The sequence below is a fragment of the Mycobacterium sp. NTMscope_MAC_12 genome (assembly GCF_976985675.1).
Genome location: NZ_CDRJYY010000001.1, coordinates 5,143,782 through 5,167,334 on the forward strand (window position 1 = coordinate 5,143,782; position 23,553 = coordinate 5,167,334).

The 23,553-nt window shown below is 67.4% G+C and carries 29 protein-coding genes; 12 read left to right on the forward strand and 17 right to left on the reverse strand.

Features of this window, described 5'->3' with window-relative positions; translation table 11 throughout:
• Positions 1-66: 66 nt before the first annotated feature.
• Positions 67-615 (reverse strand): Dps family protein, encoded by a 549-nt coding sequence (locus tag AC0KS4_RS23890; RefSeq protein WP_238957147.1) that lies wholly within the window; start codon positions 613-615, stop codon positions 67-69.
• 89 nt (positions 616-704) lie between these two features.
• Positions 705-1,616: a DNA-3-methyladenine glycosylase family protein gene (locus AC0KS4_RS23895; RefSeq protein ID WP_238957148.1), complete on the reverse strand. Its 912-nt coding sequence runs from the start codon at positions 1,614-1,616 to the stop codon at positions 705-707.
• Between the two features lie 62 nt (positions 1,617-1,678).
• Between AC0KS4_RS23895 and AC0KS4_RS23900 the strand changes: the two genes are divergently transcribed.
• Positions 1,679-2,077, forward strand: coding sequence for a nuclear transport factor 2 family protein (locus AC0KS4_RS23900; protein ID WP_225327310.1), 399 nt, complete (start codon positions 1,679-1,681; stop codon positions 2,075-2,077).
• On the opposite strand, the gene AC0KS4_RS23905 is transcribed toward AC0KS4_RS23900, so the two are convergent.
• From AC0KS4_RS23905 to AC0KS4_RS23920, 4 genes are all read right to left on the reverse strand, one after another.
• On the reverse strand, positions 2,071-2,451 hold the full coding sequence (locus AC0KS4_RS23905; RefSeq protein WP_238957149.1) for a DUF427 domain-containing protein: 381 nt from the start codon (positions 2,449-2,451) through the stop codon (positions 2,071-2,073). The two genes, AC0KS4_RS23900 and AC0KS4_RS23905, sit on opposite strands and share 7 nt — an antisense overlap.
• 50 nt (positions 2,452-2,501) lie before the next feature.
• Positions 2,502-3,329: a class I SAM-dependent methyltransferase gene (locus tag AC0KS4_RS23910; RefSeq protein ID WP_225327311.1), complete on the reverse strand. Its 828-nt coding sequence runs from the start codon at positions 3,327-3,329 to the stop codon at positions 2,502-2,504.
• 78 nt (positions 3,330-3,407) lie between these two features.
• Positions 3,408-4,427 (reverse strand): NAD-dependent epimerase/dehydratase family protein, encoded by a 1,020-nt coding sequence (locus tag AC0KS4_RS23915; RefSeq protein WP_238957150.1) that lies wholly within the window; start codon positions 4,425-4,427, stop codon positions 3,408-3,410.
• Positions 4,424-4,930, reverse strand: a complete 507-nt coding sequence (locus AC0KS4_RS23920; protein WP_238957151.1) for a nuclear transport factor 2 family protein — start codon at positions 4,928-4,930, stop codon at positions 4,424-4,426. The genes AC0KS4_RS23915 and AC0KS4_RS23920 overlap by 4 nt, the downstream gene beginning before the upstream one ends.
• Before the next feature lie 131 nt (positions 4,931-5,061).
• On the opposite strand from AC0KS4_RS23920, the gene msrA reads away from it, so the two are divergent.
• Complete coding sequence (msrA, locus tag AC0KS4_RS23925) at positions 5,062-5,577, forward strand: peptide-methionine (S)-S-oxide reductase MsrA (protein WP_238957152.1); 516 nt, start codon at positions 5,062-5,064, stop codon at positions 5,575-5,577.
• A gap of 15 nt (positions 5,578-5,592) precedes the next feature.
• Here msrA and AC0KS4_RS23930 read toward each other — a convergent pair whose 3' ends face one another.
• Positions 5,593-6,918: a cytochrome P450 gene (locus AC0KS4_RS23930; RefSeq protein ID WP_238957153.1), complete on the reverse strand. Its 1,326-nt coding sequence runs from the start codon at positions 6,916-6,918 to the stop codon at positions 5,593-5,595.
• A 141-nt stretch (positions 6,919-7,059) separates the two neighbouring features.
• Here AC0KS4_RS23930 and AC0KS4_RS23935 point away from each other — a divergent pair, with 141 nt between their 5' ends.
• Positions 7,060-7,665, forward strand: a complete 606-nt coding sequence (locus AC0KS4_RS23935; RefSeq protein ID WP_238957154.1) for a TetR/AcrR family transcriptional regulator — start codon at positions 7,060-7,062, stop codon at positions 7,663-7,665.
• 106 nt (positions 7,666-7,771) lie between these two features.
• Positions 7,772-7,984, forward strand: a complete 213-nt coding sequence (locus AC0KS4_RS23940) for a TOBE domain-containing protein (protein ID WP_225327248.1) — start codon at positions 7,772-7,774, stop codon at positions 7,982-7,984.
• Between the two features lie 25 nt (positions 7,985-8,009).
• Here the strand turns inward: AC0KS4_RS23940 and AC0KS4_RS23945 are convergent, their stop codons facing one another.
• Together AC0KS4_RS23945 and AC0KS4_RS23950 are read right to left on the reverse strand one after the other, a co-directional pair.
• Entirely contained in the window at positions 8,010-8,897 is an 888-nt protein-coding gene (locus AC0KS4_RS23945) for an alpha/beta fold hydrolase (RefSeq protein ID WP_225327249.1), read from the reverse strand.
• A 29-nt stretch (positions 8,898-8,926) separates the two neighbouring features.
• Positions 8,927-10,171, reverse strand: coding sequence for a sulfotransferase family protein (locus tag AC0KS4_RS23950; RefSeq protein WP_225327250.1), 1,245 nt, complete (start codon positions 10,169-10,171; stop codon positions 8,927-8,929).
• A gap of 28 nt (positions 10,172-10,199) precedes the next feature.
• On the opposite strand from AC0KS4_RS23950, the gene AC0KS4_RS23955 reads away from it, so the two are divergent.
• Together AC0KS4_RS23955 and AC0KS4_RS23960 are read left to right on the forward strand one after the other, a co-directional pair.
• On the forward strand, positions 10,200-10,775 hold the full coding sequence (locus AC0KS4_RS23955; protein WP_225327251.1) for a TetR/AcrR family transcriptional regulator: 576 nt from the start codon (positions 10,200-10,202) through the stop codon (positions 10,773-10,775).
• Complete coding sequence (locus AC0KS4_RS23960) at positions 10,772-11,884, forward strand: DUF1214 domain-containing protein (protein ID WP_238957155.1); 1,113 nt, start codon at positions 10,772-10,774, stop codon at positions 11,882-11,884. The genes AC0KS4_RS23955 and AC0KS4_RS23960 overlap by 4 nt, the downstream gene beginning before the upstream one ends.
• Before the next feature lie 68 nt (positions 11,885-11,952).
• Here the strand turns inward: AC0KS4_RS23960 and AC0KS4_RS23965 are convergent, their stop codons facing one another.
• The 4 genes from AC0KS4_RS23965 to AC0KS4_RS23980 all read right to left on the reverse strand — a co-directional run bounded on the left by AC0KS4_RS23965 (position 11,953) and on the right by AC0KS4_RS23980 (position 15,875).
• Positions 11,953-13,011: an LLM class flavin-dependent oxidoreductase gene (locus AC0KS4_RS23965; RefSeq protein WP_238957156.1), complete on the reverse strand. Its 1,059-nt coding sequence runs from the start codon at positions 13,009-13,011 to the stop codon at positions 11,953-11,955.
• Positions 13,011-13,535, reverse strand: coding sequence for an SRPBCC family protein (locus AC0KS4_RS23970; protein ID WP_238957157.1), 525 nt, complete (start codon positions 13,533-13,535; stop codon positions 13,011-13,013). Before AC0KS4_RS23970 ends, AC0KS4_RS23965 begins: the two co-directional genes overlap by 1 nt.
• 44 nt (positions 13,536-13,579) lie before the next feature.
• Positions 13,580-14,686 carry a fatty acid desaturase family protein gene (locus tag AC0KS4_RS23975; RefSeq protein WP_238957158.1) on the reverse strand — a complete coding sequence of 369 codons (1,107 nt, stop codon included), beginning with the start codon at positions 14,684-14,686 and terminating at the stop codon, positions 13,580-13,582.
• 94 nt (positions 14,687-14,780) lie between these two features.
• Positions 14,781-15,875 (reverse strand): ferredoxin reductase, encoded by a 1,095-nt coding sequence (locus AC0KS4_RS23980; protein ID WP_238957159.1) that lies wholly within the window; start codon positions 15,873-15,875, stop codon positions 14,781-14,783.
• A gap of 70 nt (positions 15,876-15,945) precedes the next feature.
• On the opposite strand from AC0KS4_RS23980, the gene AC0KS4_RS23985 reads away from it, so the two are divergent.
• Positions 15,946-16,620, forward strand: a complete 675-nt coding sequence (locus AC0KS4_RS23985) for a TetR family transcriptional regulator (protein ID WP_225327257.1) — start codon at positions 15,946-15,948, stop codon at positions 16,618-16,620.
• A 34-nt stretch (positions 16,621-16,654) separates the two neighbouring features.
• Here AC0KS4_RS23985 and AC0KS4_RS23990 read toward each other — a convergent pair whose 3' ends face one another.
• Positions 16,655-17,008 carry a hypothetical protein gene (locus tag AC0KS4_RS23990; RefSeq protein WP_238957160.1) on the reverse strand — a complete coding sequence of 118 codons (354 nt, stop codon included), beginning with the start codon at positions 17,006-17,008 and terminating at the stop codon, positions 16,655-16,657.
• Positions 17,009-17,037: 29 nt separating this feature from the next.
• Positions 17,038-17,652: a GNAT family N-acetyltransferase gene (locus AC0KS4_RS23995; RefSeq protein WP_238957161.1), complete on the reverse strand. Its 615-nt coding sequence runs from the start codon at positions 17,650-17,652 to the stop codon at positions 17,038-17,040.
• Positions 17,653-17,706: 54 nt separating this feature from the next.
• Here AC0KS4_RS23995 and AC0KS4_RS24000 point away from each other — a divergent pair, with 54 nt between their 5' ends.
• Together AC0KS4_RS24000 and AC0KS4_RS24005 are read left to right on the forward strand one after the other, a co-directional pair.
• Positions 17,707-18,804: a F420-dependent hydroxymycolic acid dehydrogenase gene (locus AC0KS4_RS24000; RefSeq protein ID WP_238957162.1), complete on the forward strand. Its 1,098-nt coding sequence runs from the start codon at positions 17,707-17,709 to the stop codon at positions 18,802-18,804.
• Between the two features lie 98 nt (positions 18,805-18,902).
• The gene (locus AC0KS4_RS24005; protein WP_225327261.1) at positions 18,903-19,481 is read left to right on the forward strand and encodes a hemerythrin domain-containing protein; all 579 of its coding nucleotides are present in this window, start codon (positions 18,903-18,905) and stop codon (positions 19,479-19,481) included.
• A gap of 58 nt (positions 19,482-19,539) precedes the next feature.
• Here AC0KS4_RS24005 and AC0KS4_RS24010 read toward each other — a convergent pair whose 3' ends face one another.
• Positions 19,540-20,436 carry a manganese catalase family protein gene (locus AC0KS4_RS24010; protein WP_225327262.1) on the reverse strand — a complete coding sequence of 299 codons (897 nt, stop codon included), beginning with the start codon at positions 20,434-20,436 and terminating at the stop codon, positions 19,540-19,542.
• A 164-nt stretch (positions 20,437-20,600) separates the two neighbouring features.
• Here AC0KS4_RS24010 and AC0KS4_RS24015 point away from each other — a divergent pair, with 164 nt between their 5' ends.
• Both AC0KS4_RS24015 and AC0KS4_RS24020 read left to right on the forward strand, forming a co-directional pair.
• Complete coding sequence (locus AC0KS4_RS24015; RefSeq protein ID WP_225327263.1) at positions 20,601-21,299, forward strand: GAF and ANTAR domain-containing protein; 699 nt, start codon at positions 20,601-20,603, stop codon at positions 21,297-21,299.
• 80 nt (positions 21,300-21,379) lie between these two features.
• Positions 21,380-22,675, forward strand: a complete 1,296-nt coding sequence (locus AC0KS4_RS24020) for an acyl-CoA dehydrogenase family protein (protein ID WP_238957417.1) — start codon at positions 21,380-21,382, stop codon at positions 22,673-22,675.
• Between the two features lie 68 nt (positions 22,676-22,743).
• Here AC0KS4_RS24020 and AC0KS4_RS24025 read toward each other — a convergent pair whose 3' ends face one another.
• A complete protein-coding gene (locus AC0KS4_RS24025; protein ID WP_238957163.1) occupies positions 22,744-23,199 on the reverse strand; it encodes a MaoC family dehydratase in 456 nt (151 codons plus the stop codon).
• A gap of 172 nt (positions 23,200-23,371) precedes the next feature.
• On the opposite strand from AC0KS4_RS24025, the gene AC0KS4_RS24030 reads away from it, so the two are divergent.
• Complete coding sequence (locus AC0KS4_RS24030) at positions 23,372-23,545, forward strand: hypothetical protein (protein ID WP_225327265.1); 174 nt, start codon at positions 23,372-23,374, stop codon at positions 23,543-23,545.
• Positions 23,546-23,553 lie beyond the last annotated feature (8 nt).

Below are 23,553 nucleotides of genomic sequence, written 5' to 3' on the forward strand. Positions count from 1 at the left end.
GCCCACGCGCAATCGCCCCGGCATCGATTTGCCGGGGCGACTGCGCGATTTATGCGAACGGAAGCGTCAGGATTTGCTGCGTGCGCTCTTGGCGGCGGACTTTTCGGTGCTCTTGCCCGCGTGCGCCAGCTGGCCGCCGGCGCTTTCCAGGTGCGCCCGGACGAACCACTGGAACTTCTCCAGCTGCCCCGCCTGGCCGATCAGCATGTCCTGGGTCACCTGGTCGAGTTCGTCTGTCTCGTCGATGTATTGGCGAATGTCTTCGATCACGCCGTTGTAGACGAGGTCCAGCGCGGCCAGGTGGGCCTGGACGGTGTCGCGGCCAACCGAATAGTCGTCCCACGAGCGGTCCTTGATGATGGCACCCGGCGTGCCCTGCGGCGAAGAACCCAGGGCGGCAATGCGTTCGGCGACATCGTCGGCGAACGCGCGCACCGTATCCACCTGCGGGTCGATCATCTCGTGCACCCCGATGAAGTTCGGACCCACCACGTTCCAGTGAATGTGCTTGAGCGTCAGGTGAAGATCGTTGTAGGTGCTCAGTTGCTTTTGCAGCAGTTCGGTGAGCCGTGCCGCCTGCTTGTCGGTCAATCCCGGAATTGTGAACTGAGTCATCGCGTGTTTCCTAGCTTCCTTCCATGGGGTTCTCACACAGTTACTTGCCGTGTTGGGTACCCGATGGCGACGCCGAAAAACGCGGCGGATCACAGCGAGTGGATTTGCTGCACCGGCAGCCGCGGCCCCCGGCGCGGCTCGTATGCCAATCCGCTGGCTTCGAGCAGCCGGACCACGCGCTGGCGGTGCGGCCGCATCGGCTCCAGCAAGTCGAGCATTCCCGCGTCGTCGACGGGCTCGCCCAGCAGTGTCCAGCCGATCATCTTCGGGATGTGGTAGTCGCCCACCGACACGGCGTCGGCGTCGCCGAAGGCCCGTTGCGCGGTCTCGGCGGCGGTCCATTCCCCCACCCCCGGCAGGGACATCAACGCCTCGCGCGCCTGCGCCGCCGGCCGAGACGTCAACCGCTCCAGCGAGGCGGCCCGCCGCGCGCAGGTCACCACGGTTTGCGCCCGCCTCGGGTCGACGTTGGCGCGATGGAACTCCCATGACGGGATCGTTCTCCACTGCTGCGCGGACGGCAGCACCCGCATCCCCTCCGGCGCCGGCCCCGGCGCGGGTGTCCCGTACTTGGTCACCAGCACACGCCAGGAGCGAAACGCGTCGGCGCCGGGCACCCGCTGCTCGATGATCGCCGGGATCAGCGCCTCCAGCACCAGCCCGGTGCGGCCCAGCCGCAGGTGCGGAACCCGTCGGTGAGCGGCGGCGACCGTCGGATGCCGCGGCACGAAGTCCGACGCGTCGTCCTCGAGACCCAGCAGGGCGGGCAGCATTTCGACGAACTCCGGCGCCCCGCTGCCCCACGCCACACAGTGCGCGGCGTTGGGGGCCGCCCGGGTGATGCGGGCCGTGACGGGGCCGGTGGCCAGCAGGCTGGTCCGCCAGATCGAGCCTTCCCCGGCCGCCCGGAAGCACGGATCCGCGGGACCACGGCGAAGCGGCGACAGCGTGTGCCCGAAGCTGGCGGCGCCGGGGAACACGACCGTACGCGTGCTCTTCACCTGATGACTCCCCGACTGCTCGATTGACCGTGAACTCCGTCCCCAGTCAGTATTGCGGTGTGATGACGCCGTTCGATGACCCTCAGGGCGAACTGGCCTGGATGTTCCTGCAGAGCACCAGCGACGGCGGCGATCTGGACGAGGGCTTCGCGCTGCTCAGCGACGACTTCACGTATTGGACGCTGTACACGCGTACGCCGTGCGACAAGGACACCTTCCGGCGCGCGATCGAGCGGCGCAAGCAAGACCTCGAGCTGGTCATCGACTTGGTGCGCTGCGTCAACGAGGGAGAGACCGTGGTGGTGGAGGCGCACGCCGCCGGCACGACGGCCGACGGCGCCGCCTACGACAGCCCGTTCGTGTGCATCTTCGACACCCGCGACGGGCTGATCGTCTCGATGCGCGTCTACAGCGACACCCGGGCGGTGGCGTCCGCGCTTCCGGGTTGGGTTCCCTACTGAGGCGAGACGCTGATGTCGGCCTTGTCGGGGTAGAACGCGACATGCCCGGCGATTGCGGCGACCGCGGGATAGGGCTGCTCGTAGGTCCAGATCACGTCGTCGACGGTGTCCCCGGCCGAGGTGGTCACGCTGTAGTAGCTGGCGTCGCCCTTGAACGGGCAGTACGTGCTGGTGTCGGTGCGGGTGAGCCGCTCCTGGACCACGTCGGCGATCGGAATGTATTGCACCGCAGGGATTGTCGCTTCGCGTAGTTCCAGCGCGGCGGTGGTGTCGGCCACCAGCTCGCCGTTGACGCGGACCTGCACCCGGCCCTTCGTGGGTTCGATGGTGATCGGGTGCCCCGCGCTGGGCTCGAGGACTTGCCGGTGGGCCATGATCGATACCTCCTACAGACGGTTATGGGGCTTGCAACACCCGGCCGCCGTCAACCCTTCCCGTCCGGCGGGCCGAATGCGTACCGGTGGTACTGGGACATGTTCGCGGCGGCGGGGATCAGCGACATCACCCTTCCCAGGAGTCGGGATGAGCGTGGCAATCGTGCGAAGGTGTCCGACTCGAACCAGCGCTCGCAGGCCAGCAGCCGCACCGCCGGTACGGCCGCGATGATGTCGTCGGGCCCGTTGATCGCCCACCGCAGCGTGGATCCCGACCGTCGCACCACGGTGTTGAGCCATTGCGACTTGATCCCGAGCCAGTTGAACACGTCGAACTGCAGCTCACCCGAGCCGAACCGGTCGACCACCCGGCGCAGCAACGCGGTGCCGTCCTGCTCGGTCAGGTACATGGTCAGCCCCTCCCCGATCATCAGCGTGGGTCGGTCGGTGGGGATTTCGCTCAGCCATGACGGGTCGGTGACCGAGGCGGCGATCACGCGATAGTGATCGCGGCTCGGGTAGAGCTGGGCGCGCAGCGCCGCCACCTCGGGGTAGTCGACGTCGTACCACTGCACGTCCGGACCCGGCTGCACGCGGAAGAACCGGCTGTCCAGTCCGCAGCCCACGTGCAGGACGACCGAGCGCGGGTGCGCCGCAAGGAATTTGCGCGTCCACTCGTCGAAGTGGGCCGAACGGGTAGTGACCGACGGCGCCCGCCGGGCGGTGATGGTCGTCTTCTTCCAGTCGTAGTCGATGCGATCGACGATCTCCTTCGCGTACCGATCACCCAGGATCGGCTTGTCGAAGTCGGCGTCCAGCGCCTTGGCGTAGAACGTCGCCAGCATGGTCTGGGGAGCCCCGGTGAGATCGACGGACACTCGCTCGGTATTCACCCGCTCGAGGCTAGTCCCACGCCCAGCGCCGCGCCGCGTCCTGAACAGCGGTCGGCGTGGTGTTCAGCGGGGAGTCGCGCTCTTACCCTTGGCATTTCGCATGGCTGCCCAGAATCGGGCCGCCTCGCGGATGGATTCCCCGACCGGGCGGGGCTGCCAGCCCAATTCGCGGACGGCCTTGCTGTGGTCGACGGGCGCCTCGGCGCGCATCATGCGCACCGACGCGAGGCTGAGCTCGGCGTCCTTGCCGGTGAGCCGGGCCCGCAGGCTGCCCAGCGCGCCGAGGGCGTACAGCACCGGAACGGAGATGGAACGTCGCGGCGGCGGCACGCCGGCCTCGTCGGCCGCGATCCGCACCACCTCGGTCAGCGCGATCATTCGCTCGGAGATCAGGTAGCGCTGCCCGATGCGGCCGCGCTCGGCGGCCAACAGCATGGCCTGGGCGGCGTCGGTGACGCCGACGACTTCCAATTGGATGCCGTCCATGGTGAAGGGCAGCTTGCCGAAGACGGCGCCGGCGATGAACGCGCCGTGCGGGGTGCGGCCCCAGTCGCCGCTGCCGTAGGTCGTCGACACGCACATCGCCACCGCGGGCAGCCCGGATTCGGCCACGTAGCGCATCACCAGGTTCTCGGCCTGGACCCGGGATTGGACGTAGTCCGACAACCCGCGGGTGGCGACGACGTCGTCCTCGGTCGCCACGTGCCCGCGCCGCCGGCCGACCGTCGCGTAGGTGCTGGTGAAGACGAACCGGCGCAGGCCGGGTTGCGCGACGGCCACGTCGAGAACGTTGCGCAGGCCCTCAACGTTGGTGCGAAACAGCGGCGAGGTGTCGCGCAGCCAGGCGCGGGTGTCGACGACGCAGTAGTAGACGTCGTCGACCCCGTCCATGGCCTGCCGCAGCACGGCGGTGTCGAACACGTCACCGTGAAACCGGGTGAGCTCGAGGTCGTCGATGGACCGGGTGTTGGCGTTCTCGCGCACCATGGCCCGCACTTCGTGACCCTTGGCGACCAGCTGGCGCGTGACGTGCGAACCGAGAAAGCCGTTGGCGCCGATGACGAGTTTGGGCCTACCGGTCACTGGGCCCCTCCGTACTGGTCCATGAACCGGGCGCCGTCCTCGTCGAGGGTGCCGAGCTCCTGCGCCTTGCGACACCACTTCAACGTGGCCTGCACGAAGCGCAGCGGGTTGTAGATGTCTTCCTGCTGACGCCACAGGCCATCGCCGGCGTAGGTGATGATCGAGATGTTGGTCGCGCCGATGACGGTGCCGTCGCCGGGATCGCGCATCGGGTTGTCGAGCTCCATGATGATGCGCCCCGTGGGCTCGTCGATCACCGACCACAGCGACGGGAACGCGACCATGTGGCTGCCCGGGAAGCTGCCCATCGTCCTGCTGATCCACTCGCGGACCTCGTCGCGGCCATGCATGGTGCCCGCCGCGTGTTCGATGTACAAGACGTCGGGTGTGTAGTGCTGGACCCACGCGTCCCAGTCGTGCGACCGCGCCGCCGCATCGACGGTCGCTTCGAATTGCTGGAACGCGGCGGCCAGTTCGCTCCGGGAGAACTTCGGCGTGCTCACGCCCAAAACTAGAACACGTTCTACCGCAGTTTGTCGAGAGCTTGACCTCGGCCGCGTGACCCTCGGAAAAAGATCAGGATAATCGGAAGCGAGATTGCGACCATGCGGTGCGAGCGAAGCGAGGCAATGACATGACCGATACCCAAAAAGCGATCCTCGCCGGCGGGTGCTTTTGGGGAATGCAGGAACTCATCCGCAAGCAGCCCGGAGTCGTCTCGACGCGGGTCGGCTACACCGGCGGTGACGTCCCCAACGCGACCTATCGCAACCACGGCACCCACGCCGAAGCCATCGAGATCGTCTACGACCCAGCGGAGACCGATTACCGGACGATGCTGGAGTTCTTCTTCCAGATCCACGACCCGACAACGAAGAACCGCCAGGGCAACGACCTGGGGATGAGTTACCGGTCGGCGATCTTCTACCTGGACGAGGAGCAGAAGCGGATCGCGCTGGACACCATCGCCGACGTCGAGGCGTCCGGCCTGTGGCCGGGCAAGGTGGTGACCGAGGTCAGCCCCGCCGGCGACTTCTGGGAAGCCGAGCCCGAACACCAGGACTACCTGCAGCACTATCCGAACGGATACACCTGCCACTACATCCGCCCGGGCTGGAAACTGCCGCACCGGGCCGCCTCCAGCCAGTAGCGCACCGCGCCGAATTCAGCGCCGGCGCACCACGATCCGGCCGCCGTCCTTCGGGGTGAACGCCACCCCGCGGCAATGCCACCGCTCACCCGGCGCGTCCGTCGTCTCAATTGTCAAGTGTCGCAACACCGTCCGTAGCACGACGTCCATTTCCATGTTGGCAAACGCCGCCCCTACGCAGCGGCGGGTCCCGCCGCCGAACGGAATCCACGACAGCGCCGACGGCTTCGTGTCGATGAAGCGTTGCGGGTCGAACCGCCGGGGATCGGGGAACACGTCGGGGTTGTCGTGTATCTGCGCGATACCGACGATGATCGAATGGCCGCGCGGGATCGCCCATTCGCCGAGCTGGTAGGCATCGGGGTAGACGTGGCGACCGGCGAAGTCGATGACGGTCCTGGCCCGTTGAACCTCGAGGATCGTCGCTTGGCGCAGCTCGTTGCCGCCTTCACCGGCCCGGTCGGCCTCCTCGACCAGCCTCGCCAATAGCTCGGGGTGCCGGCTGATCCGCTCGAACGCCCATGCCAGCGTTGACGCGGTGGTCTCGTGCCCGGCGGCCAGCAGGGCCAGGAGCTCGTCGCCGATGTCCTTGTGCGACATCGCGGAACCGTCGTCATAGGTGCTGCGTAACAGCAGCGCCAGCACGTCGGTCCGCTCGGCGAAATCCGGGTCGGCCCGCTCCGCGGCGATCAGCTTCTCGATGACGATGTCGTATTGGCGCCGCCACTTGTCCAACCTGCCCCACGGGCCGAACCGCGGATAGCGCTTCGGCTTCGGCAGCGCCGCAAGGCGTGAGCCCAGGGTGACCCACGGCGGGATGAGGCGGCGCAGCTCGTCGAGTTCGGCCCCCTCGGCGCCGAACACCGCGCGCAGGATGGCGTTCAGCGTGATCCGCATCATCGGCGGCAACGTCGCGAATGACCTGCCCTCCGGCCAGCCGGCCATCTCGCGCAGCGTCTCTTCCTCGATGATGCTCTCGTAATTTTTCATGCTCTTGCCGTGAAACGGCGGCGCCAACAGCCGCCGCCGGCGGCGATGGTCGTCGCCCTCGAGTCCGAATACCGAGCCGGGACCGAACAGCCTGCTCAGATTGGGCTGGATGTTGCCGAGTTCGTCTGGGCTGGTGGTGAAGATCTGCTTGGCCAGCTGTGGATCACTGACCATGATGACGCGCCCCCACATCGGCAGCCGCAGCGTGAAGACGTTGCCGTAGCGGCGTGACAGGCGTCGCATCATCATCCGTCGCGACACGGCAAAGCCGATGCCCTGCAACAGCTTCGGGCTTCGGACCGCAGGGGGCAAGTGGACCGTTGCCGGTGGTACGGTGGCTACTTCACTCATGGCGTCATTGCTCCCCACATCTGCTGGTCCGGATTTGGTACCGCGATGCACCACAGGCCTTTCGGAGTACGGTACTCTGCAGTACCAGAGCTGACAAGATGCGTTTCGAACCGAAAGGGGGCGCCGTCCGTGACTTCAGCAATGACAGCAACGGTTGGCGACCCCGCTCTCGGCGACGTCGATCCATTCCGACTCCGGCTGCTCGACGGCTTGGCCACGTCGATCGCCGAACGCGGCTTCCGCGCCAGCACCGTCGCCGACGTCGTCCGTCACGCGCGCACGTCCAAGCGCACCTTCTACGACCACTTCGCGGGCAAGGAAGAGTGCTTCCTCGAGCTCTTGGCCGTCGACATCGAGAAGCTGGGCGCGAAGATCGCGGCGTCGGTCGATCCCGACGCCGTTTGGCACGTGCAGATCCGGCAGGCGGTCGAGGCCTATGTCGGATACATCGAGGCCCGCCCTGCCATCACGTTGAGCTGGATTCGTGAATTGCCGTCGCTGGGTGCGGCCGCCCGCCCGGTCCAGCGCCGCGGGTTGCAGCTGTTGACCAGCCTGCTCATCGACCTCAGCGCCAGTCCCGGATTCCGCCGCGCGAAGCTGCCGCCGTTGACCGCGCCGCTGGCCGTGATCCTGCTGGGGGGCCTGCGGGAGCTGACCGCACTTGCGGTCGAAGACGGAAAACCGGTCCGAGAAATCGTGGAACCGGCCGTGGATGCGTCCGTAGCCCTGCTCGGCCCGCGGCATTGAGCTCGTCCGGCCCCGTAACGCGAGGTGTCGCAAGCCATTCCGGGCCCGGCCGGGCGGGGCTAGGCTCACCGCAGACCCCACCCGTTCTGACATGGAGGATTCTGTGATGCGGCTCTCGACTCGAAACCAGCTCCGGGGAAAGATCACCGAGGTCGAACTCGGCACCGTGATGGCCGTGGTGAAGGTGACGCTCGACGGGGGCGATCAGGTCGTCACGTCGTCGGTCACCAAGGACGCCGCGACCGACCTCGGGCTCAAGGTGGGGCAGCCGGCGACCGTGTTCATCAAGTCGACCGAAGTCACCATCGGCGTCGACTAGGCGCGCCGAAAAGCCCTCACCCGCCTTACTTTTCGGCGAGGAAGGCGCGGACCCGATTCAGCACCAGGTCGGGCCGCTGGTCGACGATCCAATGGCCGACCCCTTCGACCAGTTCGACCTCGAAATCCTTGATGTGGTCGGCGTATCCCTCGGTCAGGTCCGCCGTGATCACCGGATCCTCGGTGCCCGTCAGCCAGCGAACGGGGACGTCGACGCAGGCGTTGTCGTACTCGCCGCGCAGCCAGCTCAGCATCTCCCTGGTCTGAAACGACCGATACCACCGCGAGCCCGCCTCGGCGTGGCCGGGTTGTTGCATGCACTCGACGTAGAGCCGCACGTCCTCCTCCGGCAGCGTGTAGCCACCGCCGACCCATGACCCCAGCAGGCGCAGAAACCGGGAGTTCGGCGCGCTGATCACCCGCGGGCCGATGATCGGCAACGAGATTGGGATCTGGTACCAGAACCGCCAGACATTGCGCAGCGTCGCCGGGGAGCGCTTCACGAACGGCGCCGAGGTGTTCACCCCGAAAAAGCCGGTCACCCTTTCCGGGTGGCGCAGCATCATGATGAAGGCGGCCGGCCCGCCCCAGTCGTGGGCCACCAGCTTGACCGTCGCGACGCCCAACCGATCCAGCACCCCGGCCAGATCGTCGGCCATCTCGTCCTTGCGGTAACTGGAGCGCGGCGCCGAACTCCAGCCCGAGCCGCGCAGGTCCGGACACAACACCCGGTAGCCGTCGGCGGCCAGCGGCCCGATCAGCTCGCGCCACTCCCACCAGTTCTGCGGAAAGCCGTGCACCAGCATCACCACCGGCCCGCTCGCCGGGCCCGCGTCCGCGACATGGATCGTCACGCCGTCTCCGAGATCGACGTACCTGTGTTCGACACCGCGCAGCGCGGGCATAGTGACCATGAGTTGAGAACGTAGCGGCTCGAAAAGGCTTAGGCCAGAAACCGCTCGACGTACGGCGCGAAGCGCTCCCGCAGGTTGTCCTCGTTCAGCCCGAACATCTCGAAGGACGTTTCGACGTTGCCCAGCCGCCCGCGCCGGTGGCCCGCCAGGTAGCCCGCGACGGCGTTGCGCGCCTCCTCGGTGAACGGTTCGCCGGCCAGCGCGTAGACCCGCTCGGCGACGCCGGCTTCGTCGGCCATGAATTCGTCGAACCGGATGTCGACCGAGCGGTCCGGGCCGATGGTGTCGCGGTCGCGCACCAGGGCGCTGAGCATCTGATCGAGGCGGTCGATCCAGGAGTTGGCGATCTGCTCCACCGGCACCGGCGAGCGGTGCATGCGCGCGGAATAGGTGATCATCGCGATCATCGACAGCGCCACCGGCACGGGATCGCGGTGGGTGAACACGACGATGCTGTCGGGGAACACCCGATCCAGCACCGGCACCTGTTCGAGGTGCTGGGGCGACTTGAGCAACCAGCGCCGCCCCCCGCGCAGAAACTGCATCGCCCGCAGCTGGGTGGCCAGGTATTCGTAGTGCGGCGTCTGGTCGTGGGACTGGTAGTACTCACGCCAGCGCGGCACATCGGCGAGCGTCTCCAGCAGCATCGTGGACACGTCGTTGGCCAGCAGCTGGATCTCCTCGTGGACGTGGTCGGTGGTCATTTCGTGCATGAGCGCGAAATGGGGCATCACCATGTTGATCACCCCGACCGCGACGTCCATCCGGGTCCGCCGCGGATCCGGTTGCACGCCAACCTCATTCGGCATCGGAAACGGCTCGTTGCTTTCCCAGTACGGCATGGTGCGGAAGGTGGGTGGCGCCGCCAGCAGGTTGTGCAGGTGCGTGGTGCCGGTGCGGGGCAGCCCGGCGATCACCACGGGCGAGATCAGTTCGATGTCGTTGATCTCGGGATGGCGCCTCAGCAGGTCGGCCAACAACAGCCGGTTCTTGAGGATCTGCAGCAGTTGCCCATAGAAGTTGACCGCACCGGCGCCGTGCAGCCCGTCGATCTCGCGCAGCGCGGCGAGGTAGACGTCGAGGCGTTCCCGGTAGTCGTCGGGCCCGAAATCGTGCAGCCCGGTGTCCTCGCTGGCCTTGGCGTGCAGGGCGTCGGCGTCCAGCGGGCACTCCGGGGCCATCGCGGTCATCATGTCGAGGATCTGCTGACCCTCGGCGCTGAATCGGGGCGTGGCCAGGTCATCGAGGGAAACTAAGCGAACGGCATCGGTCACGGCGACTTATGTTACTCTCAGTTTCGTAATGGATGGTGATTTTGGCCGGCCCCGCGATCCGCGTATCGACGCCGCGGTGTTACGCGCGACGGTTGAACTGCTCGCCGAGACGGGCTACCCGGGGCTGTTGGTCTCGGCCATCGCCGAGCGGGCCGGCACCAGCAAGCCCGCGATCTACCGCCGCTGGCCCAGCAAGGCGCATCTGGTGCACGAGGCGGTGTTCCCGATCGGCGCCGGCACCGCGATCCCCGACACCGGTTCGACGTCCGACGGTCTGCGCGAGATGGTGCGCCGCACAATGGTTTTCCTCACCACGCCATCGGCCCGGGCGGCCCTGCCGGGCCTGATCGGCGAGATGGCCGCGGATCCGAGCCTGCACTCGGCGCTGCTGGAGCGCTTCGCCGGCGTCATCGGCGGTGGGCTCGCCGACTGGCTCGCGGCGGCGGCGGCGCGTGGTGAGGTGCGCCCGGAGGTGACCGCCGCCGAACTGGCCGAAACCATTGCCGGCATCACGCTGGTCGCCCTGCTCACCCGCGCCACCGGGCTCGATGACGCGTGGGTCGATCGCACGACAACACTGCTCCTGAAAGGAATTAGCGCATGACGCACGAATCGACGGCCGCGTGGCAGGAACTGCTGAATACCCTTGGCGGCCTTGACCGCTCGTTTTTGGAGGGCGACCGCGCCGTCACCGACGACCGGCACATCGCCGACGGCTACCGCATGCTCGCCACCACGTTGGGCGTCGCGCTGGACACCTACCTGTTCCCCGAACCCGATCGGCCGCAATTCGTCGCGGTGAACACGCCGTTTCGCCGCGACCGCCGCTGGGGTGGGGACAACACCGACGCGTACTACTACATATGCCCGGTCGATCCGGCGCGTCGCTACCGCATCAGCGGGAACAAGGGTGACAGCGTTTACTTTTCGGTCACCGCCTACAACGAACCGACGCTCGGGGCGTGGTCGGACCGGGTCGTCGCGATCGTCCGCGACAGCGACCTCGACATCGACACCGACGGCAACTTCTCCTTCGAATTCCCCCCGACGGCCGACGCCGCCGTGTTGATGACCCGCGACTACCAGGCCGATCCCCTGACCGGACGCCCGGTCGTCTGGCAGATCGAGGCCCTGGACGAGCCGGCACCGATCCGGCACGGTGACGCGGAAACCGCGGTGCGGCTGCGCGCGGTCGCGACCTGGCTGCAGACCATGTTCGCCATCGTGCCGCTGGCCGTCGGAAACCGGGTCGACGACACCCACGCCCTCGGGCACGAAACCGCCCACGCCGCAAACGCGTTCGCCGACCCCTACCAGGTGCCGGACGCCAACTTCGGCTGGTCGGCGCGCGACGCCTGCTACTCCTACGGCAGTTTCGTGCTCGACGAGGACGAGGCGCTGGTGATCACGCATCGGCCGCCGGCGTGCAGGTTCTGGAACATGGTGGTGTGGAACCAGTTCATGGCCACCTACGCGGCCTCGGAGGGCCCCGACGCGCGCTGCTCGATCAACGGTCACAGCGCCGTCGCCAACAGTGACGGCTCGGTGACCATCGTCTTGTCCGGCGCCAAGACCGCGCACCCGAATTCCCTGACCACGCTGGGCTATCCGCGCGGCAACCTGGCCTTCCGGTGGTTCCTCGCCGACGGGGTGCCGCAGCGCCCGGAGGTGGAGCTCGTCAAGGCCGTCGACGCGCCGACGGCGGCCAGCTGATCCGCCGAACGTGTCATGAGGGCGAAGAAACCGCGAAAAACTCGCCGCCAGTGCACGTTCGGCGGCCGTCAAGAAGCCGGCGTCTGCCGGACCAGCTCGATCGCGCGGCCCAGCGTCTCCAGCTTGGCGTCCAGGGTGTCGCCCGCGGGATAGAGCCGCACGGTGTTCACGCCGGCATCGCGCCACACCGCGAGGCGCGCGGACACCATCTTCTCGGTCCCGATGAGCGTGGTCGCCAGCACCATCTCGTCGGTCACCAGGGAGGCCGCGCCGTCCCGGTCGCCGCGCTGCCAGCGCTCGCGCACCTCGGCGGCGACGTCGGCCCAGCCCTGCCGGCTGTAGGCCCGGTTGTAGAAGTTCGTGCTCGACGATCCCATGCCGCCGAGGCTGAACGCGAGCTCTTTCTTGCGGCCCGCGACCATGCCGCGCAACTCGTCTTCGTCTGCGGCGAAGGCGACTTCGGCTCCCTGGCAGACGTCGATGTCGGCACGGGTGCGCCCGGCCGCCGCCAGGCCGTCGTCAAGGTGGCGGAAGTAGGCGCCCTCGGCGCCTTCCGGGACAAAGCTGGTGCCCAGCCACCCGTCGGCGACCCGTCCGGTCAACCGCAGCATCGCCGGTGACAGCGTGGCCAAGTAGATCGGGATGGCGTGTTCCGGCCGCACCGACAACCGCATCGGCACCGCCTCGCCGCCGGGGCGGGGAAGCTCGAATTCCCTACCGGTGTAAGAGATCTTTCCGCCCGCGAACGCCTGCCTGACGATGTCGATGGTTTCGGTGGTGCGCGCCAGCGGCCGGTCGAACGAGACGCCGTGCAGGCCCTCGATCACCTGCGGGCCCGAGGCGCCCAACCCGAGCAGGAACCGTCCGTTCGACAGATTGGACAGCGTGATCGCGGTCTGGGCGACCAGGACCGGCGAGCGGGTGCCGAGCTGAATCACGCCGGACCCCAGCAGCATCCGCTCGGTGCGCGCGGCGAGGTAGCCCAGCGCCGACGGCGCGTCCGTGCCCCACGCCTCGGCCACCCAACACACATCGAGGCCCAGCTTCTCGGCCTCGACCGCGAGCGCCACGACCTGCCCGGCGTCGTTCCCGGTGCCGGAGAACTCCACCGTGGTGGCGGTCCGCATCACCGCACTCCGTGCTCGGCCAGCCGTTTGATCGAGGCCAGGGTCTTTCCGATCGCGGCCTCGAACTCCCGCATCCGCACGAACACGATTTTCTGTTCCTTGTCGGGCATCGAGTCGATCGCGCTCGACAACCCCGAGCGTCCCGGCCCCATCTGCGTCCAGTAGTTCAGGGTCGTGCCGCCGTCGCGGGGTGCCAACCGGAATCTCCAGGTCGCGGCGGGGTTATCGGGATCGCCTACGGCCCAGGCGAATTCGCGTGGCGGATCGCACGCGACGATCTGGGACGTGGTGCTCCATCGGCCGAACGCCTCGTGCTCGTTGTGTCCGACGAAGCGGGCGCCGACCCGCGGGCCGTCCGATCCCTCGGCCCACTCCACGGCCTTGAGTTCGTTGCTGACCGCGGGCATCAGCGCGATATCGCAGACCAGGCCCCAGACCCGCTCCGGATCCGCGTCGATCCACGTCGAGGCCTCCACCGTCGGGGTGTCCGCGTAGCGCGCGCCGGTCCATTCCACGGACCTCATTGTCCCCCTCGCCCGGCGCAAGGCAATGCGTGGACGGCCCCGAGTTACGCGGCGACCGGCTCGCGATCGGCGGGCTCGTCGGCACCGGCCTTGGGGAGCCAGCTGTCCGGGAAGGTCAGCCTGACGATCTTGCGGACGACCGTGCCGAATTGCCGCAGCAGCGGACCGCGGTTGTACGGGATGCCGTAGCGCTCGCAGATCCGCTGCACCTCGGGCGCGATCTCGGCGTAGCGGCGGGCCGGCATGTCCGGGAACAGGTGGTGCTCGATCTGGTGGGAGAGGTTGCCGGACAGCAGGTGAAATAGCCGGCCGCCGGTGAGGTTCGCCGAGCCGAGCACCTGGCGGAAGTACCACATGCCGCGCGACTCGTCCCTGGTTTCCTCGACGGTGAATTCCTGTGTGCCATCCGGGAAGTGGCCGCAGAAAATGATCATGTACGACCACACGTTGCGCATCAGGTTGGCCGTGAGGTTGCCGGTGAAGACGAAAGGCGCGAACGGCCCGGCCAGCAGCGGGAAGGCGACGTAATCCTTGAGGGTCTGCCGACGGGTCTTCTTCCAGATCGCCCGCAGCACCTCGCGCTTGTCCGCGAGACGGATTTCGCCGGAACGGATGCGCTCGGTTTCCAGTTCGTGGAGCGCGACGCCGTACTGGAACAACACCATCAGCAGGAAGGCGTAGATCGGGTTGCCGAGGAAGTACGGCTGCCAGCGCTGGTCCTCGCTCATCCGCAGGATCCCGTAGCCGATGTCGCGGTCCATGCCCACGATGTTGGTGTGGGTGTGGTGCATGTAGTTGTGCGAGTGGCGCCATTGATCGGCCGGGCACGCGGTGTCCCACTCGAAGGTGCGGCCGGAGATCGCCGGGTCGCGCATCCAGTCGTACTGGCCGTGCATGATGTTGTGGCCGATCTCCATGTTGTCCAGGATTTTGGCGATGCCGAGCATGCCGGTGCCCAGCAGCCAGGCCGGCGGCAGGAACAACAGCACCCGCCCGCCGACTTCCAGCGCGCGCTGGGTCTTGATGACGCGGCGGATGTAGTCGGCGTCCTTTTCGCCGAGGTCCGCCATCACGCGCTCTTTGATGGCGTCGAGCTCGCGGCCGAATGCGTCGGCCTGCTCGGGTGTCAGGGCGATCTTGTTCTGTGTCATGGCATTTCCTCCGGATTCCGCCGCGACTGTGAATCTCGCGACGCGACACGCCGTGCGGCCGTCGCGTATTTCACATTCGCGAGCTTGGTTGCTGTTAAAGGGACAGGTCCACGTCACCGACCGGAACGGACACGCAGATCTGCACGCCCTCATCGGGTGCGGTCGAGACCGCGCCGGTGACCAGGTTGCGCACGGTGCCGGCGGTTTTGCGCCGGGTGCAGGTGTGGCAGATGCCCATCCGGCACCCGTTTTCCGGAAAGAGGCCCGCGGATTCGGCCTGCTCCAGCAGCGGGCGCCCGTCGTCGACGATGTCAACCCCGCTGTCGGAGAACGTGACTCGCCCTCCGGAAGGGTTTGCCGGCGTGTCGAGCGCCGGCGGGACGAAGCTTTCGGTGTACACGGTGTCGCAGTGCTCCCGCACGGCCTCGATCAAAGCCGTTGGACCGCAGACGAATACCGCGTCGGGTGCGGGCATCGCGGCGGCCAGGTGTTCCGGGCCGAAGCGTCCGGTCAGGTCGCCGCCGTCGGTGCGGGTGTAGCCGTGCAGTACCCGCACCGAGGGCATGGCGGCGAGCTCGTCGCGGTAGCAGGCCTCGGCGGGGGTGCGGGCGTAGTGGACGAAGGCGATCTCGCCGGGATGGCCCTGGGCGACCAGGGTGCGCAGCATCGCCATCACCGGGGTGATCCCGCTGCCCCCGGAGACGAACAGGATCCGCCGGGGCCGCGCCGCGGGCAGGGTGAAGTCGCCGCCGGCGCCGGCCAGACCCACCACCATGCCGCGACGGGCGTGTTCGTACAGATGGTTCGAGACCAGGCCTCCCTCGTGCCGGCCGATGGTCAGCTCGAGGGTGGCCGCCCCTTCGGCGTTGGCCGGGGAATAGCAGCGGGTGTGCCGGCGCCCGTCGATCTCGACGGTCAGGTTGACGTACTGGCCGGCCCGGACGGTGTGGGCGGACAGGAAGCTGTCGTTGGGAGCCAGGGTGAGCGTGACGCTGCGGGGCGTGGTCCGGCGCACGTCGGTCACCCTGGCGCGGGCTTCGCCCAGCGTCCAGGTTGGTGCCACGAGTTCGGTGTAACGGTCGACGCCGTGCGGCCCGGTCAGCAGGTCTACGAGCTCTGAACCCAACACGCGTTGCCGAAACGTCCGCGCGAGGACCCGGCCGGAAGCTTGAGCGGTTTGAGTGAACATATGTACACCGTGCGGCCACAACCGCCAGGTCGTCAAGGGTTTACTGGCCCGATGTGGTAGGCTTCACATAGTGAACAGCCGTACTCCTAGCTCACGGGCGCGCGGCTCCGGACGCGAACGCTCGCGGGAAAGTCAGTCGCGCGAGGAGCGCAAGGAGGCGACGCGGCGCGCCATCATCGCCGCGGCGCTCAAGCTATTGCAGGACCGCAGCTTTTCCAGCCTGAGCCTGCGCGAGGTGACCCGCGAGGTCGGGATCGTGCCGGCGGCGTTTTACCGCCACTTCGAGTCGATGGAGGCACTCGGCCTGGTCCTGATCGACGAGTCGTTTCGCAGCCTGCGCGACACCCTGCGCGACGCGCGCGCCGGCAAGCTCGACCCGAACCGGGTGATCGAGTCGTCCGTCGAGATCCTGGTCGCCAGCGTCGCCGACAGGCGCGAACACTGGCGGCTCATCGGCCGCGAGCGCAACAGCGGCCTGTCCGTGCTGCGCTACGCCATTCGCACCGAGATCCGGCTGATCACCTCCGAGCTGGCCACCGACCTGGCGCGTTTCCCGGGGTTGAACAAGTGGACCACCGAGGATCTCAACGTGCTGGCGACCCTGTTCGTCAACGCCATGATCGTCATCGCGGAGGCCATCGAGGATTCGCAGAGCATCGAGGCGACCGAGGACATCCGCCGGCTCGCCGTCAAGCAGTTGAGGATGATCGCGACCGGCATCGCCGGGTGGCAGAGCACTCCCTGATCACGTCGGCTGCAGTAAACAGGCGAGCACTGATTTACTCATCGACCACGTCGTAGAGCGAGTCGCCGTCTTCGGGGGTGCCGTCGATCTGGCCGCGCTGCGCGCGCCGCGGACCGTCGTCGACCGGCTCGACGGCATCGGGCACGTCGGGCTCTTCGGCGGCCAGTCGATCGTCGAGGGATTCGCCCTCTCGTTCTTCCCTCGCCGTCACGCCGAAGCGGTTGGCCTCGCTCCAGCCCTCGGGGGGATCGACGACGATGTCGCCGTCGTCGTTGCGCAGTTCGTCCGAGTCGGTACCTTCGCTCGCGTTCAGGGTGTCGCCCGGACCACCCTCTTCGGGAAAGTCGGCGGGATCTACCAGATCGTCGGCTTGGGGGTTATCGCTCATGCCGAACGGTTGCCCGCCGCATCGGGTGACTAAACGCGGGCCCGCGGTGCCCGCCACATGGCCCACATCTTCGGGCCGTCGTCCGGCAGCACGATCTCGCGGGTGACCGCGAAGCCGAAACGTTCGTAATACGGGACGTTTTCGAGTTTGGTCGACTCGAGGTACGCCGGACAGTATTCCGCGTCGCAGCGGTCCAGCCGCGACCGCATCAGGGCTTGACCGAACCCCTGACCGCGGACCGCCGGATCGCTGCCGATGACAGCCAGATACCAGTGCGGTTCCTCGGGGTGGACGCTCTTCATCAATTCCTGGACCGCGCGCCCGCGCATCGAGCGCAGACCGAACACCCGGAGGAACGTGGGCGTCATCGCCAGCTGCGCACCGGGCGTCTCCTGCCACTGATCGGGCGGATCCCACAGCGCCGCAGCGCCGATACCGGAGTCGGCGGCGGCCACCTCCACGCCGCCGCGCGCCAGATGGTGGTGGTGGGTCATCGTCGCGAACAGCCGGGTCAGCTGCGCGGTGCGCTTGTCCTGGTCGGGCATCAGCCAGATCATCACCGGGTCGTCGTAGAACGCGCGGGCCAGGGTGCGCGACAGCTCGCGGACGTCGGCCTTGAGCGCCGGGCGGACGTGGGGGGTCATCCACGACAGGCTAGTGGGTGTGTGAGGCGATGCGGGGCGGGTATGCGAACCCGCGTGACCGGCATCTCTCGGCGAGCGTTCGGGCGGGCGGCTGCCGGCGCGGGCATGCTCGGCTCCGTCGGCCTGTCGGGCGGCTGCGCGAAACCGGGCGCCGGCCGCGGCAAGTCCACCGGCCCGCCACCGCCGCAGGGCAAGGGCGTGGGGTTCGTGCTTTCCCACGAGCAGTTCCGCACCGACCGGCTGGTGGCACAGGCCCAGGCGGCCGAAGAGGCCGGCTTTCACTACGTGTGGGCCAGCGACCACATTCAGCCGTGGCAGGACAACGAAGGCCATTCGATGTTCCCGTGGCTCACGCTGGCGCTGGTCGGCAGCGCCACCAGCCGGATCTCGTTCGGCACCGGAGTGACCTGCCCCACCTACCGCTACCACCCCGCCACGGTGGCTCAGGCCTTCGCCTCCCTGGCAATCCTCAACCCGGGCAGGGTGTTTCTGGGAGTCGGCACCGGCGAGCGACTCAACGAACAAGCCACCACCAACGCCTACGGCAACTACGCCGAGCGCCATGACCGGCTCGCCGAGGCGATCGACCTGATCCGCCGGTTGTGGAGCGGATCGCGAATCTCCTTCTCCAGCCGGTACTTTCAGACGAACTCGTTGAAGCTCTACGACGTGCCGGCCACACCGCCGCCGATCTTCGTGGCGGCCGGCGGCCCGAAGAGCGCGAAACTGGCCGGGCAGTACGGGGACGGTTGGATCACCCAGGCCGACGACGTGACGAACCCAAAACTGTTGGCGGCCTTCGGTGCCGGAGCGCGGGCCGCCGGGCGCGACATGGCCACATTGGGGAAACGCGCCGAATTGTTCGCGGTCGTCGGCGACAGTGCCGCGGCGGCCCGCGCCGCGGCACTGTGGCGTTTCACGGCCGGTGCCGTCGACCAGCCCAATCCCGTAGAGATCCAGCGCGCGGCCCAGTCCAACCCCATCGACAAGGTGTTGGCCGGCTGGACCATCGGCACCGACCCGGCCCCCCACATCAGCGCCGTGCAGCGGGTGCTCGACGCCGGCGCCGTCCCCTTCCTGCACTTTGCCCAAGACGATCCGATCGCCGCCATCGACTTCTACCGCACCGACGTCCTGCCGAAGTTGCGCTGAACGAACGTCGGGCCCCTAGCGATTCAAAGCTGTTTCGAAGCCCCCGGCCCGGGTATCCGCACGCAACTTCGAGGGACAGCCCAATTGGAAGGCAAGGCATGGACGCAATCACTTTTCTTCGTCAGGACCACAAAAGCGTGCTCGGTCTGTTGGAGACGCTCGACGGGGCGCCGTCAGGCTCCGGCGCGCAGGCGAGCGGCTTGGAAACGATGGTGAACAACCTCATCATCGCCGAGTCCCAGCACGAAGCGATCGAGGAACAGTTCTTTTGGCCGGCGGTGCGCGACGCGATCGGCGATGGACTCGTCGACAAGGCGATCGAGCAGGAGCAGGCCGGAAAGAAGCTGCTGCAACGTCTCGAGGACGGCAAGCCCGGTGAGCCGGATTACCACGAGGCACTGCAGGAATTCGTCAAGGCGGGCCGCGAACACATCGCCTACGAACAAAACGAGGTGTGGCCGGAGGTCGAAACCGTGCTCAGCCGTGCGGATTTGGAAAAGATCGGCGAAAAGCTAGAGCAGGCAAAGAAGATCGCTCCGACGCGGCCGCACCCGGATACGCCGCCGAACCCCACCGTGCTGAAAACGATGGGGGTGGGAGCGGCGATCGTCGACCACGTCCGGGACGCGTTGACCGGCCGCGGCGAGGACAATCCGCCGGACCCGCAGATGCACTGACGCGGCAACGACGGTGGCCGGGCGTCTCCATCGAGGCGCCCGGCCACTTCGTCTCCAATTAACCTGTGGGCGTGTGCTGTTCGTGGGTGAACGGCTTCTCGGCCTCGACGGCCGGCGAGCCCTCGGGGTTTTGTTGTGCTCCCGTGTTCTTCCGGGTCTTGCCGCCGAGCCACTGTTCCTCGGGCTTTTCCACGTACTGCCATTTCATGCCCTCGGGCCATGGTCCTTGCCCCTGGTTCCACGGCCCGCGGGTGGGTTTGCCACCCCCGCTGGACATGTTGAACGCCACGTTTTGGAAACGTGGGTCGCCCGGCAGCGCTCCGGGCGGGAAATTCACCGGCAGCTCGTTGAGCGCCGCGGTGAACTGCTGATAGTGCGCGACCTCGCGGGTCATCAGAAAGGTCAGGGTGTCCTGCACACCGGGGTCGTCGGTGAACTGCTTGAGGTACTCGTAGACAACCTTGGCCCGGGTTTCGGCGGCCAAGTTGTTGCGCAGGTCCACCGTCGGGTCGCCGTTGGCATCGATGAACGCTCCGGTCCAGTTGTTGCCCGCGGAGTCCTTGACGTCCGGCCCGCCGCCGCTGAGCACCAGGAACAGCGGGTTGACCGCCACCTGGTTGATGATGCTGTCCCGGCCGTCGCCGCTGGCCACCGCCGGCATCCAATCGCATTTCTCATTGGCAATCTTGAGATTGTCGTTGAGCCCGTCGAGCAGCATGGTGATCATCGATCCGACCATCTCGAGGTGGCTGAGCTCCTCGGTCGCGATATCCATGAACAGGTCATACATCTTCGGGTTCTTCTGGCGCAGCACAAACGCCTGGGTGAAGTACTGCAGCGCCGCGGTGAGTTCGCCGTTGGCGCCGCCGAACTGTTCCATCAGCAGCGACGCGAAGCGAGGGTCGGGCCGGTCGACCCGTACCTCGAATTGAAGATCTTTGTTGTGCACAAACACTGGGGCCTCCCTGGGGGATCGAGATCTGGCTGGTCGACGCCGGATACCCGGGGCCTATGACGCCAAACTGAGGGCACCGCAACTTCCCGGCCCCCGGCCGTCGAGCAGGGGCCGACGATTGCCGGGGTTACGCGTCGGGAAGACATCGTGGAGAATGCGCCCGTATGGACTCTTTGGACCCGGCCTCGAAGCACGGGTTAGCCGTACGCATTGCCGAACTCGCCCGCGAGATCGCCACCCCACGCTCGCTCGATGACGTCCTCGCCGACGTGACCACCGCCGCGGTCGAGCTGATACCGGCCACCGATATCGCGGGAGTGCTGCTGCTCAAGGCCGGTGGGGAGTTCGAATCGGTCGCGGACACCCACAGCCTGGTGGCGCAGCTCGACAAATTGCAGCACGAATTCTCCGAGGGCCCCTGCCACGACGCCGCCCTGAAAGAAACGATCGTGCGCAGCGACGACCTCCGCGACGAACCGCGCTGGCCCAAGTACGCCCCGGCGGCCGTCGAGCACGGGGTGCTGAGCAGCCTGTCGTTCAAGCTGTACACCGCCGAGCGCACCGCCGGTGCCCTGAACCTGTTCAGCTTCCGGCCCAAAGTGTGGGACACCGAAGCGGAGACCATCGGGTCGGTGTTCGCCGCGCATGCCGCCTCGGCGATCATGGCCGGGCGCCACGGACAGCAGATGCAATCCGCCCTGTCATCGCGCGACCGAATCGGACAGGCCAAGGGCATCATCATGGAGCGCTACGGCGTCGACGACGTACGCGCCTTCGAGTTGCTGCGCCGGCTGTCTCAGGAGAGCCAGACCAAGCTCACCGACGTCGCCCAACGCGTGATCGACACCCGCGGCGAGACCTGATCGTCGTCCGCCCCGCTCTAGGATGGGGTGGCTTCAGCAACGAGTCCGGCGCGGTGCGGCGCCGGGGAATGGTGGCCACGGTGTGGGACTTCGAAACTGACCCCGAATACCAGGCGAAGCTGGACTGGGTCGAAAAGTTCATGGCCGAGGAGCTGGAACCGCTCGACCTGGTCGCGCTGGACCCCTACGACAAAAAGAACGCCGAGATGATGGCCGTCCTGCGGCCCTTGCAGCAGCAGGTGAAGGACCAGGGGCTGTGGGCCGCACACCTGCGCCCCGAGTTGGGCGGCCAGGGCTTCGGTCAGGTCAAACTGGCGCTGCTCAACGAGATCCTCGGGCGATCCCGTTGGGCCCCATCGGTATTCGGCTGTCAGGCGCCGGACTCCGGCAACGCCGAGATCCTCGCGCTGTTCGGCACCGACGAGCAGAAGGCCCGCTATCTGCAGCCGCTGCTGGACGGCGAAATCACCTCCTGCTATTCGATGACCGAACCGCAGGGCGGCTCCGACCCGGGACAGTTCGTCACCGCGGCCACCCGCGACGGCGACTACTGGGTCATCAACGGCGAAAAGTGGTTCTCCACCAACGCCAAACACGCGTCGTTCTTCATCGTCATGGCGGTCACCAACGCCGAAGCCCGCACCTACGACAAGATGTCGCTGTTCATCGTTCCGGCCGAGACGCCGGGCATCGAGATCGTGCGCAATGTCGGTGTCGGAGCCGAATCATCACAGCGGGCCACTCACGGCTACGTCCGCTACCACGACGTGCGGGTGCCCGCCGATCACGTGCTCGGCGGCGAGGGGCAGGCGTTCATGATCGCGCAGACCAGGCTCGGCGGGGGGCGGATTCACCACGCGATGCGCACAATAGCGTTGGCGCGCAGCGCCTTCGACATGATGTGTGAACGGGCGGTGTCCCGCAAAACCCGGCACGGGCGGCTCGCCGATTTCCAGATGACCCAGGAGAAGATCGCCGACAGCTGGATCCAGATCGAGCAGTTCCGGCTGCTGGTGCTGCGCACCGCGTGGCTGATCGACAAGCACCACGACTACCAGAAGGTGCGGCGCGATATCGCGGCGGTGAAGGTCGCCATGCCGCAGGTGCTCCACGACGTCGCGCAGCGGGCCATGCACCTGCACGGTGCGCTCGGCGTCTCCGACGAGATGCCGTTCGTCAAGATGATGGTCGCCGCCGAGTCGCTGGGCATCGCCGACGGCGCCACCGAGCTGCACAAGATGACGGTGGCCCGCCGCACCCTGCGCGAATACGAGCCCGTGACAACGCCTTTCCCGTCGGCGCATATCCCCACCCGGCGGGCCGAAGCCCAGGCGCGGCTGGCCGAACGCCTGGAACGCGCGGTCGCCGAATTCTGACGCCGAACGTCGACTTGTTGTGCGGAGAAGCCGGTTTCACCGCAACAGGTCGACGTTCGACGCGCGTTTCAGGCGACGAAGCGGACGACGCTCTCGGCCACGCACGCCGGCCTGGCCGACCCCTCGATCTCGACGGTGGTCGAGAGGGTCGCCTGCACGGCGCCGTTGCCCACGTCGTCGACGCTGACCAACGAACTCTGCGCGCGCACCCGCGAGCCGACCGGAACCGGCGCGGGGAAACGAACCTTGTTGAGCCCGTAGTTGATTGCGAGCTTGATGCCGTTGACGGTGTAGATCTGGTGCTGCAGCTGCGGCAGCAGCGCCAGGGTCATGAAACCGTGGGCGATGGTTTTGCCGAACGGGCCGGACGCGGCTCGCTCCGGGTCGACGTGGATCCACTGGTGATCGCCGGTCGCGTCGGCGAACAGGTTGACGTCTTCCTGGGTGATGGTGACCCAGTCACTGTGACCCAGGGCCTCTCCCGCGGCTGCGGTGAGGTCGGCGACTGATTCGAAGGTGCGCATGGCGTGTTCTCCTTGGTTTCGGCTGCTAACAATAGCGACATCGTGGCGCGGCAGCCGACCGGGCGGCGATCCCCGCGCGTTCCCCGTTTCGCGCGGGCTGTCGGGGGAACCCGACTGTGAGCAGCCGCCGCGCGAAGTCTTCGATGCCGCGGGCTTCAGAAAGGGAATTACCATGCCAGATCGCAAGGGCCACAAGGCCGAGGACGACGTGGAACCCGACACCCACCAGGCTCGGTCCCGCGCGGCCGCGGGCGAAGAAGACGGTTCGTATGTGGGTGCCGCGGGCTCCGATGACTCCTTCGATGCCGGCGAAACGGGCGCCGAAGCCCGCAATGAGCGCGGCTGACCACGCGT

Coding starts and splice junctions, on each gene's coding strand:
- AC0KS4_RS23990 (WP_238957160.1), bottom strand. CDS start 17,008: ATGAGCGATAACCCCCAAGCCGACGATCTGGTAGATCCCGCCGACTTT.
- AC0KS4_RS23900 (WP_225327310.1), top strand. CDS start 1,679: ATGACGCCGTTCGATGACCCTCAGGGCGAACTGGCCTGGATGTTCCTG.
- AC0KS4_RS23970 (WP_238957157.1), bottom strand. CDS start 13,535: ATGAGGTCCGTGGAATGGACCGGCGCGCGCTACGCGGACACCCCGACG.
- AC0KS4_RS23980 (WP_238957159.1), bottom strand. CDS start 15,875: ATGTTCACTCAAACCGCTCAAGCTTCCGGCCGGGTCCTCGCGCGGACG.
- AC0KS4_RS24015 (WP_225327263.1), top strand. CDS start 20,601: ATGGACTCTTTGGACCCGGCCTCGAAGCACGGGTTAGCCGTACGCATT.
- AC0KS4_RS23955 (WP_225327251.1), top strand. CDS start 10,200: ATGGATGGTGATTTTGGCCGGCCCCGCGATCCGCGTATCGACGCCGCG.
- AC0KS4_RS23995 (WP_238957161.1), bottom strand. CDS start 17,652: ATGACCCCCCACGTCCGCCCGGCGCTCAAGGCCGACGTCCGCGAGCTG.
- AC0KS4_RS23930 (WP_238957153.1), bottom strand. CDS start 6,918: ATGAGTGAAGTAGCCACCGTACCACCGGCAACGGTCCACTTGCCCCCT.
- AC0KS4_RS23940 (WP_225327248.1), top strand. CDS start 7,772: ATGCGGCTCTCGACTCGAAACCAGCTCCGGGGAAAGATCACCGAGGTC.
- AC0KS4_RS24005 (WP_225327261.1), top strand. CDS start 18,903: ATGGACGCAATCACTTTTCTTCGTCAGGACCACAAAAGCGTGCTCGGT.
- AC0KS4_RS23945 (WP_225327249.1), bottom strand. CDS start 8,897: ATGGTCACTATGCCCGCGCTGCGCGGTGTCGAACACAGGTACGTCGAT.
- msrA (WP_238957152.1), top strand. CDS start 5,062: ATGACCGATACCCAAAAAGCGATCCTCGCCGGCGGGTGCTTTTGGGGA.
- AC0KS4_RS23935 (WP_238957154.1), top strand. CDS start 7,060: ATGACAGCAACGGTTGGCGACCCCGCTCTCGGCGACGTCGATCCATTC.
- AC0KS4_RS23965 (WP_238957156.1), bottom strand. CDS start 13,011: ATGCGGACCGCCACCACGGTGGAGTTCTCCGGCACCGGGAACGACGCC.
- AC0KS4_RS24025 (WP_238957163.1), bottom strand. CDS start 23,199: ATGCGCACCTTCGAATCAGTCGCCGACCTCACCGCAGCCGCGGGAGAG.
- AC0KS4_RS23960 (WP_238957155.1), top strand. CDS start 10,772: ATGACGCACGAATCGACGGCCGCGTGGCAGGAACTGCTGAATACCCTT.
- AC0KS4_RS23905 (WP_238957149.1), bottom strand. CDS start 2,451: ATGGCCCACCGGCAAGTCCTCGAGCCCAGCGCGGGGCACCCGATCACC.
- AC0KS4_RS23890 (WP_238957147.1), bottom strand. CDS start 615: ATGACTCAGTTCACAATTCCGGGATTGACCGACAAGCAGGCGGCACGG.
- AC0KS4_RS24030 (WP_225327265.1), top strand. CDS start 23,372: ATGCCAGATCGCAAGGGCCACAAGGCCGAGGACGACGTGGAACCCGAC.
- AC0KS4_RS23975 (WP_238957158.1), bottom strand. CDS start 14,686: ATGACACAGAACAAGATCGCCCTGACACCCGAGCAGGCCGACGCATTC.